Consider the following 15,534-nt stretch of genomic DNA (forward strand, 5'->3'; position numbering starts at 1 on the left):
TGATTCTAACAGAAAGGCGGCGGGCTACGGCTAGCCGAGCAGGGCGGCTAGTCGCGCACTACGTCAAGGCTGACTGCGGTACCAGCCAGATAATCATCCACGCAGCGCGGGATCAATTCACTGCGCCAGCGGCTTGGATCGCTGAGCAGCTCGTCGCGGCTGAGCCAGATGGCGCGGCTGATGCCTTCATCTAGGGCGCGCTCGGGGTGGTGGGCAATGGTTTTGGCGGTAAAACAGACGCGCTGGTAAGTGACGCCATTGCTCGGTGCGGTATACAGATAAATGCCCAGCAGCCCGGTAAGTTCGACGTCCCAACCGGTTTCTTCGAGGGTCTCGCGGATGGCAGCTTGGCGCAGGGTTTCGTTGGGCTCAAGGTGGCCGGCGGGCTGGTTCAGCACCAGGCGGCCGCCTTTGAGTTCCTCAACCAAGAGAAAGCGACCGTTGTCTTCAATCACGGTGGCTACGGTGATATGGGGGTTCCAGTCCATCTGGGGTTCTCTTTGTGCGTGCTTTAGAAAGCAGAAACCCCGGTGCGTGGCCGGGGTTTCTGGGTCTTGCTCTACAGCGTTACGCTAAAGAAGCCAGCGCAGCGTTGAAGGTGGCGCTTGGGCGCATCACCTGGCTGGTTTTCTCCGGGCTGGAGCGGTAGTAGCCACCGATGTCGACCGGTTTGCCTTGGACGGCAGCCAGTTCGGCAACGATAGTGGCTTCTTGCTCAGTCAGGGTTTTCGCCAGCGGGGCGAATTGCGCTTTCAGCTCAGCATTTTCATCTTGTGCAGCCAGCGCCTGGGCCCAGTACAGGGCCAGGTAGAAGTGGCTGCCACGGTTGTCCAGCTCGCCGACCTTACGGGCTGGCGACTTGTTGTTATCCAACAGTTTGCCAGTGGCTTGGTCGAGGGTTTTACCCAGTACTTTGGCCTTGGCGTTGTTGGTTTTGATCCCGGTGTCTTCCAGGGAAACCGCCAGAGCCAGGAACTCGCCGAGGGAGTCCCAACGCAGGTAGTTTTCTTCGACCAGCTGCTGCACGTGCTTAGGCGCAGAACCACCCGCACCGGTTTCGTACATGCCGCCGCCAGCCATCAACGGTACGATGGAGAGCATTTTCGCCGACGTACCCAGTTCCATGATTGGGAACAGGTCAGTCAGGTAGTCGCGCAGCACGTTGCCGGTGACCGAGATAGTATCCAGACCGCGGATCAGGCGCTCCATGGACACGCGAATGGCTTGGTTGTAATCCATCATGCGGATATCCAGGCCAGTCAGGTCATAATCCTTCAGGTACAGCTCAACTTTCTTTTGCAGCTCGCGGTCGTGGGCGCGTTCTGGGTCGAGCCAGAAGATTGCTGGAGTGTCGGACTGGCGAGCGCGAGTGACGGCCAGTTTGACCCAGTCGCGGATCGGCGCGTCTTTGGTCTGGCAGGCGCGCCAGATGTCGCCAGCTTCCACTTCGTGCTGCATCAGTACGGAGCCATCGGCCAGCACTACGCGCATGCTGCCGTCGGCAGTCATCTCGAAGGTTTTGTCGTGGGAACCGTACTCTTCGGCTTTCTGCGCCATCAGGCCAACGTTCGGTACGCTGCCCATGGTGGTTGGGTCGAATGCACCGTTGGTTTTGCAGAAGTTGATCATCTCTTGGTAGATGCGCGCGTAAGTGCTTTCTGGCATTACCGCTTTGGTGTCTTTCTGCTTACCGTCTTTGCCCCACATCTGCCCGGAGTTACGGATCATCGCCGGCATCGAGGCGTCAACGATCACGTCGCTTGGGATGTGCAGGTTGGTGATGCCTTTAACCGAGTCCACCATGGCCATTTCTGGGCGCTCGCTGTAGCAAGCGTGCAGGTCGTGGAGGATCTCTTCTTGCTGGGAGATCGGCAGCACTTTGATCTTGTCGTAGACGCTGCTGATACCGTTGTTCGGGTTTACGCCCAGCTCTTCAAACAGCTTGCCGTGCTTCTCGAACGCGCCTTTGTAGTAAACGCTGACGGCGTGGCCGAAGACGATTGGGTGGGAGACCTTCATCATGGTGGCTTTGACGTGCAGGGACCACATCACGCCGGTCTCTTTACAGTCTTGCAGGGTGCGCTCGAAGAAGTTGCGCAGCTGGCGGCAGCTCATGAACATGCTGTCCAGCACTTCGCCTTCTTGCAGGGCCAGTTGCTTCTTAACTTCTACCTTGCCGTCTTTGCCGACGAACTCGATGCGGACATCACCGGCCTTGGCCATGGTGATCGACTGCTCGCTGGAGAAGAAGTCGCCGCCGCGCATGTAATCCGCGTGGGACTGCGAAGCCATGCTCCACTTGCCCATCGAGTGCGGGTGTTTGCGGGCATAGGCTTTTACCGCAGCAGGGGCGCGGCGGTCGGAGTTGCCTTCACGCAGAACCGGGTTTACTGCGCTGCCGAGAATTTTGGCGTAACGCGCGCGGGTTTCTTTTTCCGCGTCAGTTTGTGGGTCTTCTGGGAAATCAGGGATGCTGTAGCCTTGGGCTTGCAACTCGGCGATGGCGCCTTTGAGTTGTGGAACCGAGGCACTGATGTTTGGCAGCTTGATGATGTTGGCATCAGGCTCAGTAGCCAGGATCGCCAGCTTGGCGAGATCGTCGTCAATGCGCTTATCGGCGGCCAGCTGGTCGGCGAATGTCGCAAGTATGCGTCCTGCAAGAGAGATGTCGCGTGTTTCTACAGAGATGTCAGCCGATGCAGCGAAAGCTTCAACGATGGGCAGAAGCGAGTAGGTAGCAAGGGCGGGGGCTTCGTCGGTGAAGGTGTAAATAATCTTCGAAGGGGTGGACATTGGTAGTTAACTCTCTTCTTTGCTGTGCGTGCACAGAAACTCGACATGCGCAGATAGACGCAGAAGCCAGTGTTTGACCGGCTCAAAAGTCGAGGACTCGCCGCGGTGATGATGAATGCACCAGTAGAGGGCCGAGCGGTTCGAGCTGGAAGGCCGTGGTGACGACCACCAGTATCAAGAGGTGTGAGTCTCGTGCGAGACACTGACCCCTTATGACTTGTTAGCCACCTAAGTAGTATACCACTGCGACAGCGCGTCGCAGAATGCTTATCTACATAAGACTATTGCATATGGTTGCCACTGCTCGATTTGCGCTACCCTCGGCAAGCGAGCTGCTGTATCAACGTCAATGACAACGGAGTCCAGCATGGGATACCAAAAGATCCAAGTGCCAACTACCGGTGACAAAATCACCGTCAATGCCGATACATCCCTGAACGTCCCCAACCATCCGATCATTCCTTATATAGAAGGAGACGGCATCGGCGTGGATATCAGCCCGGTGATGATCAAAGTGGTGGATGCTGCCGTACAAAAAGCCTATGGCGGCAAGCGCCAGATCTCGTGGATGGAAGTCTACGCCGGCGAGAAGGCCACCCAGGTTTACGATCAAGACACTTGGTTGCCGCAGGAAACCCTCGATGCAGTCAAAGACTACGTCGTCTCTATTAAAGGCCCGCTGACCACTCCGGTGGGCGGCGGTATTCGCTCCCTCAACGTAGCCCTGCGCCAGCAGCTCGATCTCTACGTTTGCTTGCGCCCGGTGCGCTGGTTCGAGGGTGTGCCTAGCCCGGTGAAAAAACCGGGTGATGTCGATATGACCATCTTCCGTGAAAACTCCGAAGATATTTACGCCGGTATCGAGTGGAAAGCCGGTTCGCCTGAGGCGAACAAGGTGATCAAGTTTCTTAAAGAAGAAATGGGCGTCACCAAGATCCGCTTCGATGAAGACTGCGGCATTGGCGTGAAGCCAGTGTCCAGGGCGGGTACCCAGCGTTTGGTGCGCAAAGCCCTGCAGTATGTGGTCGACAATGATCGCGACTCGCTGACCATCGTGCACAAAGGCAACATCATGAAGTTCACCGAGGGTGCCTTCAAAGAGTGGGGCTATGAGATCGCAGCCAAAGAATTTGGTGCGACCTTGCTCGACGGCGGCCCTTGGATGCAGTTTAAAAACCCCAAGACTGGCAAAAATGTCATCGTCAAAGACGCTATCGCCGACGCCATGCTGCAACAGATTTTGCTGCGCCCGGCGGAGTACGATGTCATCGCCACGCTCAACCTCAATGGCGACTATCTATCGGATGCCCTGGCGGCAGAAGTGGGTGGGATTGGCATCGCTCCGGGTGCCAACTTGTCCGACACCGTCGCCATGTTCGAGGCGACCCACGGCACGGCACCTAAGTACGCCGGCAAGGATCAGGTCAACCCAGGTTCGCTGATTCTTTCCGCCGAAATGATGCTGCGCCATATGGGCTGGACTGAGGCCGCTGATCTGATTATCAAGGGCACCAACGGCGCCATTGGTGCCAAGACAGTGACCTATGACTTCGAGCGCCTGATGGACGGGGCAAAGTTGCTGTCGTGCTCAGCCTTTGGTGATGCCTTAATCGCTCATATGTAAGGCGGCAGCCAGAAAAAAAGGCCGGTCAATTGACCGGCCTTTTTAATGGGCGCAGGTTTTGCGCTAGTTCAAGCCTCAGTGGCTGAGGTAGTGGGCTGGCTAGGGCTATCACTGGCCGCGTTAGGCGCACTGATATTAACCGCGTGCAGCCCTTTAGGTCCTTGGATAATATCGAAGCTTACCGGCTGTCCGGCCTTGAGTGTTTTATAGCCGTCCATCTGGATAGCCGAGTAGTGGGCGAACAGGTCCTCATCTCGACCATCAGCTAGGATAAACCCGTAACCTTTGGCGTTGTTGAACCACTTGACCTTACCGCTGACCATGCTGATATCCCTCTGCAAAGGACTCCATCACTGGAGTATCATCCACTTCCACTCCACAAGCTGTTTGGCATTACCAGGCAGCTTTGTGAAACCTTTTTTTAATACCCAAATGGGTGTCCTTTGTTTGTAACACCGTTTTGCCGATAGTCAAGGCAATGCTGCATCTGGCTGAGAAGCCGTTCAAACTCTGTCAAGTACAGAATATTCGCTCACCAAAGAAGCAATTGCGCATGCATGCACATAGCCACATTCGACTAACCTTCAATCAGGATCAGCCTGACGGGCATGACGAAGACTCAGCGGGCGTCGCTATCCAAGAGTCAAAGCCTGCGCTGCAGACTCCTCCGATGTACAAGGTTATTTTGTTTAACGATGACTACACCCCCATGGATTTCGTCGTCGAGGTGCTTGAAGTTTTCTTCAATCTCAATCGTGAAACGGCGACTAAAGTGATGCTGGCCGTTCACACTGAGGGACGAGCGGTATGTGGTGTATTTACTCGTGATGTCGCTGAAACCAAAGCGATGCAAGTGAATCAATATGCAAGAGAGAGCCAGCATCCGCTACTCTGTGAAATAGAGAAGGACGGTTAATTCCGGCCGCCTGGGCATGAGGTGAAGCTATGTTAAATCGGGAGCTCGAAGTCACCCTCAATCTGGCTTTCAAGGAGGCTCGAATCAAGCGTCATGAATTCATGACGGTTGAACATCTGTTGTTGGCACTGCTCGACAACGAAGCCGCTGCCAGCGTTTTGCGTGCTTGCGGGGCTAATCTAGACAAGCTGCGCCAGGAGTTGCAGGAATTTATCGACTCCACCACGCCACTTATTCCTCAGCACGATGACGAGCGCGAAACCCAACCTACCTTGGGCTTCCAGCGGGTTCTGCAACGTGCCGTATTCCATGTGCAAAGCTCGGGTAAGCGTGAAGTCACCGGTGCTAACGTGCTGGTCGCGATCTTTAGCGAGCAAGAAAGCCAAGCGGTGTTCCTGCTCAAGCAGCAAAGCGTGGCCCGTATCGACGTGGTCAACTTTATTGCCCACGGCATCTCCAAGGTGCCTGGCCATGGTGGTCAGCCAGAAGCTGATCAAGACAGCCAGGATGAGGAGGGCGGCGAACCTACTGCCTCCGGCAACCCGCTGGATGCCTACGCGAGTAATCTCAACGAGCTGGCTCGCCAAGGGCGAATTGATCCACTGGTCGGTCGCGAGCAGGAAGTGGAGCGTGTCGCGCAGATTCTCGCGCGTCGGCGCAAAAACAACCCGCTGCTAGTCGGTGAGGCAGGGGTGGGTAAAACCGCCATCGCAGAAGGCCTGGCTAAGCGTATCGTCGATAACCAGGTCCCTGACCTGCTGGCTGAAAGCGTGGTGTATTCCTTGGATCTCGGCGCATTGCTGGCCGGGACTAAGTACCGTGGCGACTTTGAGAAGCGCTTGAAAGCCCTGTTGGGTGAGCTGCGCAAACGTCCCCATGCGATTCTGTTTATTGACGAGATTCACACCATTATTGGTGCGGGCGCCGCTTCGGGCGGGGTGATGGATGCCTCTAACCTGCTTAAGCCCATGCTGTCTTCCGGTGAAATCCGTTGCATCGGCTCGACGACTTTCCAAGAATTCCGTGGGATTTTTGAGAAAGATCGCGCCTTGGCGCGGCGTTTCCAGAAAGTCGACGTGGTCGAGCCTTCGGTGGAGGACACCATCGGCATCCTGCGTGGCCTTAAGGGGCGTTTCGAGCAGCATCACGGCATTGAGTACAGTGATGAGGCGCTGCGCGCGGCTTCCGAACTGGCTTCGCGCTATATCAATGACCGCCACATGCCCGACAAGGCTATCGACGTGATTGACGAGGCCGGCGCCTATCAGCGCCTGCTGCCACAAGATCAGCGCGTGAGTCGCATTGATGTGGCTCAGGTTGAGGATATCGTCGCCAAGATCGCGCGGATTCCGCCTAAGCACGTCAGCAGCTCCGATAAGGAACTGCTGCGTAACCTTGAGCGCGATCTCAAGCTGACCGTTTTTGGTCAGGATGCGGCAATCGATTCGTTGTCTACCGCGATCAAGCTGTCCCGTGCCGGCCTTAAAGCGCCGGACAAGCCAGTGGGCTCGTTCCTCTTTGCCGGCCCTACTGGGGTGGGTAAAACCGAGGCAGCGCGGCAATTGGCTAAAGCCCTTGGGGTTGAGCTGATTCGCTTCGATATGTCTGAGTACATGGAGCGTCACACTGTGTCGCGCCTGATCGGTGCGCCACCGGGCTATGTCGGTTTTGATCAGGGTGGTCTGCTGACCGAGGCGATTACTAAGACGCCACATTGCGTACTGTTGTTGGATGAGATCGAAAAGGCCCACCCGGAAGTCTTTAACCTGTTACTGCAGGTGATGGATCACGGCACCTTGACTGACAATAACGGGCGCAAGGCGGACTTCCGCAACGTGATTCTGATCATGACCACCAACGCCGGTGCTGAGACTGCATCGCGGGCATCGATTGGTTTCACCTTCCAGGATCATTCAACCGATGCCATGGAAGTGATCAAGAAGAGCTTCACCCCTGAGTTCCGCAACCGTCTGGACACCATTATTCAGTTCGGCCGCCTGAGTCACGAAGTGATCAAAAGCATCGTCGACAAGTTTCTCACCGAGCTGCAAGCGCAGCTTGAGGATAAGCGCGTCACGCTTGAGGTCAGTGGTGCGGCGCGGGATTGGCTGGCCGAGCATGGTTATGACGTGCAGATGGGGGCTCGCCCAATGGCACGCTTGATCCAAGATAAGATCAAGCGTCCGCTGGCGGAAGAAATTCTCTTCGGCGAGTTGGCTGAGCATGGTGGTGTGGTGCATGTCGATATGGACGGCGATGAGCTGACCTTCGAGTTCGAGACCACGGCTGAAATGGCTTAAAGCATTTCAGTGCAAACAAAAACGCCCGGCTATGCCGGGCGTTTTTACTTAAGCTGCTTAAGTCAGAGGCGATTTGTACTCGCCAATCGCACTTAGCGGGCGCGGTAGGTGATGCGGCCCTTGCTCAAGTCGTAAGGGGTAAGCTCAACGCGAACTTTGTCCCCGGTCAGAATGCGGATGTAATTCTTGCGCATCTTCCCAGAGATGTGCGCGGTAACGACGTGCCCGTTTTCCAACTCCACACGAAACATGGTGTTGGGCAGGGTGTCGACGACAGTACCTTCCATTTCGAAGCTGTCTTCTTTCGACATGCAGTAAAGCCCTCGATATTCAAAGAATGGCCCAGCGCAATTGGCGCTCGGCAAAAGCGGCGTGCATTGTGCCCGAAAACAGTCGTCGGCGCCAAGAAATTCAGTTAAGCACTACCCAGCGCTGATTTACGAACAGCTCAATAGGGCGGTATTGGGTCTTGTAGTTCATCTTGCGGCAGTTCTTGATCCAGTAGCCGAGGTAGAGCGCATGCAGGTTCAGGCGTGCGGCCTCAGCTATTTGCCAGAGGATGGCGAAGCGCCCAAGGCTGCGCCGTTCTTCGTCTGGATCATAGAAGGTGTACACCGCCGAAAGTCCATTGGGCAGGACGTCGGTGACGGCGATAGCGAGCAAACGTCCGTCAAGACGGAACTCATAGAAGCGCGAAAAGGCCAGATCGCGGACTAAAAAAGTACTGAACTGCTCGCGATTAGGTGGGTACATATCGCCGTCAGCATGGCGTAGCTCTATATAGCGGGCATACAAGGCGTAATATTCCTCGCTGAACGCCGGGCGCACCATGTTGATCTGTAAGTCTTGATTGCGATTAAGGATTTTGCGCTGTTGCCGATTGGCAATAAATTGCGCGGCGGGGATTCGCGCCGGCACGCATGCGGTGCAGCGCTGGCAATGCGGGCGATAGAGGTGGTCGCCGCTGCGCCGAAAGCCCATTTCCGAAAGGTCAGCGTAAACCCCCACGTCCATCGGCTGGCTGGGATCGAGGAATAAAGTAGTGGCCTCTTCCTCGGGCAGGTAGCTGCAGGCGTGGGGCTGAGTGGCATAGAACTTAAGGCGGGCCAGCTCGGTCATGGTCGACTCTCGAAATCAGTCTTCTAGCAAGTGTATGCCAGCCTGGCGTACTCGCCTAGGCGAGCCAGTTAGCTTGTGAGGGCTGATCAAGGTACTCGCTTAAATAGCGGCTGAACTGCTCGCGGCTAATGCTCTTGGCGCCCAAACTGTACAAATGTTCGGTAGGCATCTGGCAGTCGATCAGAACAAAGCCCCAGGTCTGCAGGTGCTGGACTAAGGTGATAAAGCCCACCTTGGAGGCATTGTCCGCGCGGCTGAACATGGATTCACCAAAGAATAATTGGCCCATGGCCAGGCCGTAGAGGCCGCCAACCAGTTCATCGTCCCGCCAGACCTCGACTGAATGGGCGATACCGCGCAGATGCAGCTCAAGGTATGCGCGTTGCATCTGCTCAGTGATCCACGTCTCGTTAGCGTAGCTGCGCGGTGCGGCGCAGGCGGCAATGACTTGCGCGAAGGCCTGATCGAAGGTGACGCGATAACGTTGCTGGCGCAGCAGTTTGGCCATGCTGCGCGAGACGTGCAGCTCTTGGGGCAAAAGCACTGTGCGCGGATCGGGTGACCACCACAGGATCGGCTGGCCATCCTGAAACCACGGAAAGCAGCCGTGTCGGTAAGCCGCGATCAAGCGTTCAGGGCTAAGGTCGCCACCTGCAGCGAGCAAACCATTGGGTTCGCGCAGCGCTTTTGTCAGGGGTGGGAATTGATGGAAGTCACGTTGTAGCCAAGTCAGCATGCAGAAGGCCAAAGTGAGTCGAGCGGGAGTGGGGGAGGGCGGATGGTGAGTCCGCCCTGGTGTGAGGTTTAGTCCTCAAGGAATTTCTCAACGTCCAGCGCTGCCATGCAGCCCGCGCCTGCCGAGGTGATCGCTTGGCGATAGACGTTATCGGCGACGTCGCCGGCGGCGAACACGCCTTCAATGCTGGTGGCGGTGGCATTGCCTTGATTGCCGCCTTTAACGGTCAGGTAACCGTCGTGCATGTCCAGTTGGCCGACAAACAAGTCGGTGTTCGGCTTGTGGCCGATGGCGATAAACACGCCAGCCAGCGGCAGATCAGTGGTTGCGCCGGATTGGGTGTTTTTCAGGCGTGCACCGGTAACGCCGCTGGCGTCGCCCAAGACCTCATCCAGGCTGTGGTTCCAATGCAGCACCACGTTGCCGTTGGCCGCCTTGTCGAACAGCTTGTCTTGGAGGATTTTCTCCGAGCGCAGCTTGTCGCGGCGATGCACCAAGTGCACTTCTTTCGCGATGTTAGACAGATACAGTGCCTCTTCCACCGCGGTGTTACCGCCGCCGATGACCGCGACCACTTGGTTGCGATAGAAGAAACCGTCGCAGGTGGCGCAAGCCGATACGCCCTTGCCGGCAAAGCTTTCTTCCGAAGGCAGGCCGAGGTACTGGGCCGAGGCGCCAGTGGCAATGATCAGCGCGTCGCAGGTGTAAGTGCCGCTGTCACCTTTGAGGGTAAAAGGGCGCGATTGCAACTCAGCGGTGTGGATATGGTCGTAGATGATCTCGGTATCGAAGCGCTCGGCGTGCTTCTGCATACGCTCCATCAGGCTAGGGCCGGTAAGACCTTCAACATCACCTGGCCAGTTATCAACCTCAGTGGTGGTGGTCAACTGACCGCCAGGCTGCATACCGGTAATGATCACCGGCTTGAGGTTGGCGCGGGCGGCGTATACAGCAGCGCTATAACCAGCAGGCCCGGAACCCAGGATGATCAAGCGCGAATGCTTGACTTCACTCATAAAAACACCTCATAAGCCTTTGTCACAAAAGAGAATGCATGCTCCAATTGAGCCGCACGGAAGATGTTGGCAAATATGCTACACCGAAGCGGGCGTGGAACGGGAGTCGACCCGGTCTGTTCACCCGAGGTTATCTGGGTGCCTGTTATACGCTGGCTAAACCCGTAGAATCACTGCATATTTTGCCATTAACTAAATAGTCGGCGCCTATGGCGCAGGAACAGATGCGTTTTGAAGAAATCTAGCCCAACTGCACAACTTCCCCTCTGGCGTCAGCAACTGCCTTCTAGATTGAAGGAGGGCGCTTTGATTGGCCTGGGCGCGTTGTGCCTGTATCTATGGATGGCTCTGCTGAGTTACGACGCCGGTGATCCCGGTTGGACTCATACCAGTACTAACTTAGGCCAAGTGCACAACGCGGCCGGGCGCGCCGGTGCGTGGTTTGCCGACGTGTTGTTTATGGCGCTGGGCTATTTCGCTTATTTATTCCCGCTGCTGCTGGTAGCTAAAACCTGGCAGATGTTCCGTCATCGCCATCAGCCGTGGCTGTGGAGCGGCTGGTTGTTCGCCTGGCGCTTTACCGGCTTGGTCTTCCTCGTGTTGTCCGGCGCCGCGCTGGCTTATATCCATTTCCATCCGAGTACCGGCATGCCTGCCTCCGCCGGCGGCGCGGTAGGCGAGAGCCTGGGCCAGTTCGGCATCGAAGCCCTGAATGTGCAGGGCAGTACGCTGCTGTTTATTGCTCTGTTCCTCTTCGGCTTGACCGTATTCACGGATTTGTCGTGGTTTAAGGTCATGGACCTGACCGGCAAAATCACTTTGGATTTGGTTGAGCTGATCCAAGGCCTGGCCAATCGCTGGTGGAGTTCACGCCTGGAGCGTAAGCAACTGGTCGCGCAATTGCGTGAAGTGGATGCGCGCGTGAGCGAGGTCGCCGCCCCGGCGGCTATGGATCGTCGTGAGCAAGCCAAGGTTAAAGAACGCCTGATTGAGCGTGAAGAGTCCCTTAACAAGCACATGGTGGAGCGTGAGAAACAGGCACCACCCGTGATTACCCCAGCTCCGGCCAAGGCGCCCGAGCCGAGCAAGCGCGTACTGAAAGAGAAGCAGGTGCCGTTGTTCGTCGACAGCGCTGTAGAAGGCACCTTGCCGCCGATCTCGCTGCTGGACGTGGCTGAAAAGAAAGCCCTGAATTATTCGCCAGAATCCTTGGCCGCAGTTGGTCACTTGCTGGAGATCAAACTCAAAGAGTTTGGCGTGGAAGTAGCCGTGGACTCGATTCACCCAGGTCCGGTGATTACCCGTTACGAGATTCAGCCTGCGGCCGGGGTTAAGGTCAGCCGTATCGCTAACCTAGCCAAGGACTTGGCCCGCTCTCTGGCCGTGACCAGCGTACGGGTGGTGGAGGTTATCCCTGGCAAGACTACCGTCGGTATCGAGATTCCTAACGAAGACCGGCAGATCGTGCGTTTCTCGGAAGTGCTGTCGACGCCGGAATACGACAATTTCAAATCCCCAGTGACCCTGGCCTTGGGCCACGACATTGGTGGCAAGCCGGTGATCACCGATCTGGCCAAGATGCCGCACTTGCTGGTGGCGGGTACTACCGGTTCCGGTAAGTCGGTGGGGGTCAACGCGATGATCCTGTCGATCCTGTTCAAGTCTGGCCCCGATGACGCCAAGATGATCATGATCGACCCGAAAATGCTTGAACTGTCGATCTACGAAGGCATTCCCCATCTGCTCTGCCCAGTTGTCACCGACATGAAAGACGCCGCTAACGCCTTGCGTTGGAGCGTGGCGGAAATGGAGCGGCGCTACAAACTGATGGCAAAAATGGGCGTGCGTAACCTGGCGGGTTTTAACGCCAAGGTGAAGGAGGCTCAGGAAGCCGGCGAGCCGCTCAGCGATCCGCTGTATAAGCGCGAAAGCATCCACGACGAAGCGCCGCTGCTGCAGAAGCTGCCGACCATCGTGGTGGTGGTCGATGAATTTGCCGACATGATGATGATCGTCGGTAAGAAGGTTGAAGAGCTGATCGCGCGTATCGCCCAGAAAGCCCGGGCGGCAGGGATTCACCTGATCCTGGCGACACAGCGGCCATCGGTAGACGTGATTACCGGTCTGATCAAGGCCAACATCCCGACCCGTATGGCCTTCCAGGTTTCCAGCAAAATTGACTCGCGCACCATCATCGACCAAGGCGGCGCCGAACAACTGCTTGGCCACGGTGACATGCTCTATATGCCGCCGGGCACCAGCTTGCCGATCCGTGTGCACGGTGCTTTCGTTTCCGATGATGAGGTCCACCGTGTAGTGGAGGCTTGGAAACTGCGCGGCGCGCCGGAGTACAACGACGACATTCTCAACGGTGTGGAAGAGGCCGGCAGTGGCTTTGAAGGCAGCAGTGGTGGTGATGGCGATGATGCTGAAACCGACGCGCTGTATGACGAAGCCGTGCAGTTTGTGCTGGAAAGCCGCCGCGCTTCGATTTCTGCGGTACAGCGCAAGCTTAAGATTGGCTACAACCGCGCTGCGCGGATGATTGAAGCGATGGAAATGGCCGGTGTGGTCACCGCCATGAACACCAACGGCTCCCGCGAGGTGCTTGCACCTGGCCCGGTCCGCGATTAACTCAAAGCAAGGATTGTCATGCGCCTAGTACGCCTGTTGTTACTCACTGTATTGAGCTTTACCAGCGTTGCCGCCCTGGCTGACGACGCCGTGGCGGTCAAGCGCCTGACTGAGCTGCTGAATCAAGCGCAAACCATCACCGCCCGTTTCTCCCAGCTGACCTTGGATGCCGGTGGCACCCAGCTGCAAGAAAGCGCCGGGCAGATGGTGCTCAAGCGTCCGGGGCTGTTCCGCTGGCACACCGACGCGCCGATGGAGCAACTGCTGGTGTCTAACGGCAAGCAGGTTTGGCTGTACGACCCGGATCTGCAGCAGGTGACGATTCAGAAGCTCGATCAGCGCCTGACTCATACCCCGGCGTTGTTGTTGTCCGGTGATGTGTCGAAGATCCAAGAGAACTTCGAAATCACCCACAACGAAGGCGGCAATGTGGTCGATTTCATCCTCAAGCCCAAGGCCAAAGACAGCCTGTTCGATAGCCTGCGCCTGTCGTTTCGCAACAACACGCTTAACGATATGCAGTTGATTGACAGCATCGGTCAACGCACCAATATCCTGTTTCTCAACGTCAAAATGAATCAGCCGCAAGCCGACTCGCAGTTCACCTTCGAGATCCCAGCCGGCGCCGACGTGATTCAGGAATAACGGCATCACCATGGACCTGTTTGGCAAGGCCCCCGTTGCGCAACCTCTGGCCGCTCGTTTACGCGCGACCAGCTTGGATGAGTATGTGGGCCAGGAGCACCTGCTGGCTCGCGGCAAGCCGCTGCGGGAAGCCTTGGAGCAGGGCGCTCTACACTCGATGATCTTCTGGGGCCCGCCGGGCGTGGGTAAAACCACCTTGGCGCGGCTACTGGCGCAGGTCACCGATGCGCACTTTGAGACCATCTCCGCGGTGCTCTCTGGGGTTAAAGAAATTCGCCAAGCCGTAGAAGTGGCGCAGCAACATGCCGCCCAATACGGCCGGCGCACCATCTTGTTTGTCGATGAAGTGCACCGCTTCAATAAGTCCCAACAGGATGCGTTTTTGCCTTACGTGGAAGACGGTACGCTGATCTTTATCGGCGCCACCACGGAAAACCCCTCGTTTGAACTGAACAACGCCTTGCTCTCTAGGGCGCGGGTTTATGTGCTCAAGAGTTTGGACGAGGCAGCGCTGCGCAAGTTGGTAGAGCGCGCTTTGGCAGACCCCAAGGGGCTGGGTGAGCGGCACCTGCGCTTGCCGGATGAGAGCTTTAAGATTTTGCAGTCGGCCGCTGATGGCGATGGCCGGCGCTTGCTCAACTTTCTTGAAAACGCTGCTGACTTGGCCGAGGACGGTGGTGAGATTGGCACTGAGCTGCTGCTCGATTTGCTCGGTGACAGCCGCCGGCGTTTCGATAAAGGCGGTGAGGCGTTTTACGACCAGATCTCCGCGCTGCACAAGTCTGTGCGTGGTTCCAGCCCTAATGGTGCGTTGTACTGGTTTGCCCGGATGCTCGATGGCGGTTGCGACCCTTTGTATATCGCCCGCCGGGTGGTGCGTATGGCCAGCGAGGATATAGGCAATGCCGACCCGCGCGCCCTGACCCTGTGCCTCAATGCTTGGGATGTGCAGGAACGCTTAGGCAGCCCGGAAGGCGAGCTGGCGGTGGCTCAGGCCATTGTTTATTTGGCTTGCGCGCCGAAAAGCAACGCGGTGTACAACGCCTTTAATCAGGCTAAGCGCGACGCCGCCGAGTTCGGCTCGCAAGAGGTACCACTGCACCTGCGCAATGCTCCGACCAAGTTGATGAAAGAGCTGGGTTATGGCGATGAGTATCGCTATGCCCACGATGAGCCAGATGCCTTTGCCGCGGGTGAAGATTACTTCCCTGAAGACTTCGCCCCCCGCGATTACTATCAACCGGTACCGCGTGGCCTGGAGCTGAAAATTCGCGACAAGCTGGCCCACTTGCGCAATCTCGACCAGGCCAGTCCGCGGCAACGGAGAAAGCCATGACTCGCCTTATTCTCGCCGTGGCTGCAGGCGGCGCGCTAGGCTCGGTGCTGCGCTTGCTCACCGGGCAGTGGGTGGTGGCGCAGTTCCCCCGGCAATTTTATCTGGGCACCTTCACCGTCAATATCCTTGGCTGCCTGCTGATCGGGCTGTTGTCGGCACTGTTCTTGGTGCGCAGCGATTTACCCATTGAGCTACGCAGTGGCTTGATCGTCGGCGTGCTCGGCGGCTTCACCACCTTCTCATCTTTCAGCCTGGAGCTGTTTAAGTTGTTTGAAGGCGGGCGCATCGGCGAGGCCTTGGCTTATCTGTTGTGCAGCGTCTTGGGTGGAGTGCTGGCGGTGTGGGCCGGTTTTGTCCTGGCGCGGATTTGGCAATAAATCGCGGCCCAAGCCCATTGCAAGTGGCAACAACGCCT

Annotated in this window: 14 protein-coding genes; 7 read left to right on the top strand and 7 right to left on the bottom strand. The window is 57.0% G+C overall.

What is annotated here, in order from left to right:
• Positions 1 to 47: 47 nt before the first annotated feature.
• Both NTD81_RS07855 and NTD81_RS07860 read right to left on the bottom strand, forming a co-directional pair.
• The gene (locus NTD81_RS07855) at positions 48 to 488 is read right to left on the bottom strand and encodes an NUDIX hydrolase (RefSeq protein ID WP_262181293.1); all 441 of its coding nucleotides are present in this window, start codon (positions 486 to 488) and stop codon (positions 48 to 50) included.
• 79 nt (positions 489 to 567) lie between these two features.
• Positions 568 to 2,793, bottom strand: coding sequence for an NADP-dependent isocitrate dehydrogenase (locus tag NTD81_RS07860; RefSeq protein WP_262181296.1), 2,226 nt, complete (start codon positions 2,791 to 2,793; stop codon positions 568 to 570).
• Positions 2,794 to 3,160: 367 nt separating this feature from the next.
• On the opposite strand from NTD81_RS07860, the gene icd reads away from it, so the two are divergent.
• The gene (gene icd / locus NTD81_RS07865) at positions 3,161 to 4,417 is read left to right on the top strand and encodes an NADP-dependent isocitrate dehydrogenase (RefSeq protein WP_262181298.1); all 1,257 of its coding nucleotides are present in this window, start codon (positions 3,161 to 3,163) and stop codon (positions 4,415 to 4,417) included.
• Positions 4,418 to 4,485: 68 nt separating this feature from the next.
• Here the strand turns inward: icd and cspD are convergent, their stop codons facing one another.
• Entirely contained in the window at positions 4,486 to 4,740 is a 255-nt protein-coding gene (gene cspD, locus NTD81_RS07870) for a cold shock domain-containing protein CspD (RefSeq protein WP_262181301.1), read from the bottom strand.
• A gap of 230 nt (positions 4,741 to 4,970) precedes the next feature.
• On the opposite strand from cspD, the gene clpS reads away from it, so the two are divergent.
• Both clpS and clpA read left to right on the top strand, forming a co-directional pair.
• Complete coding sequence (gene clpS, locus NTD81_RS07875; RefSeq protein ID WP_262182071.1) at positions 4,971 to 5,333, top strand: ATP-dependent Clp protease adapter ClpS; 363 nt, start codon at positions 4,971 to 4,973, stop codon at positions 5,331 to 5,333.
• A gap of 29 nt (positions 5,334 to 5,362) precedes the next feature.
• Positions 5,363 to 7,633 (top strand): ATP-dependent Clp protease ATP-binding subunit ClpA, encoded by a 2,271-nt coding sequence (gene clpA / locus NTD81_RS07880; RefSeq protein ID WP_262181302.1) that lies wholly within the window; start codon positions 5,363 to 5,365, stop codon positions 7,631 to 7,633.
• Between the two features lie 92 nt (positions 7,634 to 7,725).
• On the opposite strand, the gene infA is transcribed toward clpA, so the two are convergent.
• The 4 genes from infA to trxB all read right to left on the bottom strand — a co-directional run bounded on the left by infA (position 7,726) and on the right by trxB (position 10,504).
• Positions 7,726 to 7,944: a translation initiation factor IF-1 gene (gene infA, locus NTD81_RS07885; protein ID WP_002553999.1), complete on the bottom strand. Its 219-nt coding sequence runs from the start codon at positions 7,942 to 7,944 to the stop codon at positions 7,726 to 7,728.
• 100 nt (positions 7,945 to 8,044) lie between these two features.
• On the bottom strand, positions 8,045 to 8,752 hold the full coding sequence (locus NTD81_RS07890; RefSeq protein WP_262181304.1) for an arginyltransferase: 708 nt from the start codon (positions 8,750 to 8,752) through the stop codon (positions 8,045 to 8,047).
• Between the two features lie 55 nt (positions 8,753 to 8,807).
• Positions 8,808 to 9,488, bottom strand: a complete 681-nt coding sequence (gene aat, locus NTD81_RS07895) for a leucyl/phenylalanyl-tRNA--protein transferase (protein ID WP_262181305.1) — start codon at positions 9,486 to 9,488, stop codon at positions 8,808 to 8,810.
• Positions 9,489 to 9,556: 68 nt separating this feature from the next.
• A complete protein-coding gene (gene trxB / locus NTD81_RS07900) occupies positions 9,557 to 10,504 on the bottom strand; it encodes a thioredoxin-disulfide reductase (RefSeq protein ID WP_262181306.1) in 948 nt (315 codons plus the stop codon).
• A 231-nt stretch (positions 10,505 to 10,735) separates the two neighbouring features.
• On the opposite strand from trxB, the gene NTD81_RS07905 reads away from it, so the two are divergent.
• The 4 genes from NTD81_RS07905 to crcB are packed head-to-tail and all read left to right on the top strand — an operon-like array spanning position 10,736 to position 15,496.
• Positions 10,736 to 13,138, top strand: coding sequence for a DNA translocase FtsK 4TM domain-containing protein (locus NTD81_RS07905; RefSeq protein WP_262181309.1), 2,403 nt, complete (start codon positions 10,736 to 10,738; stop codon positions 13,136 to 13,138).
• 18 nt (positions 13,139 to 13,156) lie between these two features.
• A complete protein-coding gene (gene lolA / locus NTD81_RS07910; protein ID WP_262181311.1) occupies positions 13,157 to 13,783 on the top strand; it encodes an outer membrane lipoprotein chaperone LolA in 627 nt (208 codons plus the stop codon).
• A gap of 10 nt (positions 13,784 to 13,793) precedes the next feature.
• A complete protein-coding gene (locus NTD81_RS07915; RefSeq protein WP_262181313.1) occupies positions 13,794 to 15,119 on the top strand; it encodes a replication-associated recombination protein A in 1,326 nt (441 codons plus the stop codon).
• A complete protein-coding gene (crcB, locus tag NTD81_RS07920) occupies positions 15,116 to 15,496 on the top strand; it encodes a fluoride efflux transporter CrcB (protein WP_262181314.1) in 381 nt (126 codons plus the stop codon). The genes NTD81_RS07915 and crcB overlap by 4 nt, the downstream gene beginning before the upstream one ends.
• Positions 15,497 to 15,534: the final 38 nt, after the last annotated feature.

Origin of the sequence: Pseudomonas sp. 5P_3.1_Bac2 (assembly GCF_025465995.1) — a bacterium.
Classification (GTDB): Bacteria; Pseudomonadota; Gammaproteobacteria; order Pseudomonadales; family Pseudomonadaceae; genus Aquipseudomonas.

What these genes read in the sequence shown, in the direction of transcription:
- NTD81_RS07890 (WP_262181304.1), bottom strand. Translation starts at nt 8,752, where the DNA reads ATGACCGAGCTGGCCCGCCTTAAGTTCTATGCCACTCAGCCCCACGCC.
- clpA (WP_262181302.1), top strand. Translation starts at nt 5,363, where the DNA reads ATGTTAAATCGGGAGCTCGAAGTCACCCTCAATCTGGCTTTCAAGGAG.
- trxB (WP_262181306.1), bottom strand. Translation starts at nt 10,504, where the DNA reads ATGAGTGAAGTCAAGCATTCGCGCTTGATCATCCTGGGTTCCGGGCCT.
- NTD81_RS07860 (WP_262181296.1), bottom strand. Translation starts at nt 2,793, where the DNA reads ATGTCCACCCCTTCGAAGATTATTTACACCTTCACCGACGAAGCCCCC.
- aat (WP_262181305.1), bottom strand. Translation starts at nt 9,488, where the DNA reads ATGCTGACTTGGCTACAACGTGACTTCCATCAATTCCCACCCCTGACA.
- cspD (WP_262181301.1), bottom strand. Translation starts at nt 4,740, where the DNA reads ATGGTCAGCGGTAAGGTCAAGTGGTTCAACAACGCCAAAGGTTACGGG.
- lolA (WP_262181311.1), top strand. Translation starts at nt 13,157, where the DNA reads ATGCGCCTAGTACGCCTGTTGTTACTCACTGTATTGAGCTTTACCAGC.
- NTD81_RS07915 (WP_262181313.1), top strand. Translation starts at nt 13,794, where the DNA reads ATGGACCTGTTTGGCAAGGCCCCCGTTGCGCAACCTCTGGCCGCTCGT.
- infA (WP_002553999.1), bottom strand. Translation starts at nt 7,944, where the DNA reads ATGTCGAAAGAAGACAGCTTCGAAATGGAAGGTACTGTCGTCGACACC.
- NTD81_RS07855 (WP_262181293.1), bottom strand. Translation starts at nt 488, where the DNA reads ATGGACTGGAACCCCCATATCACCGTAGCCACCGTGATTGAAGACAAC.
- icd (WP_262181298.1), top strand. Translation starts at nt 3,161, where the DNA reads ATGGGATACCAAAAGATCCAAGTGCCAACTACCGGTGACAAAATCACC.
- clpS (WP_262182071.1), top strand. Translation starts at nt 4,971, where the DNA reads ATGCATGCACATAGCCACATTCGACTAACCTTCAATCAGGATCAGCCT.
- crcB (WP_262181314.1), top strand. Translation starts at nt 15,116, where the DNA reads ATGACTCGCCTTATTCTCGCCGTGGCTGCAGGCGGCGCGCTAGGCTCG.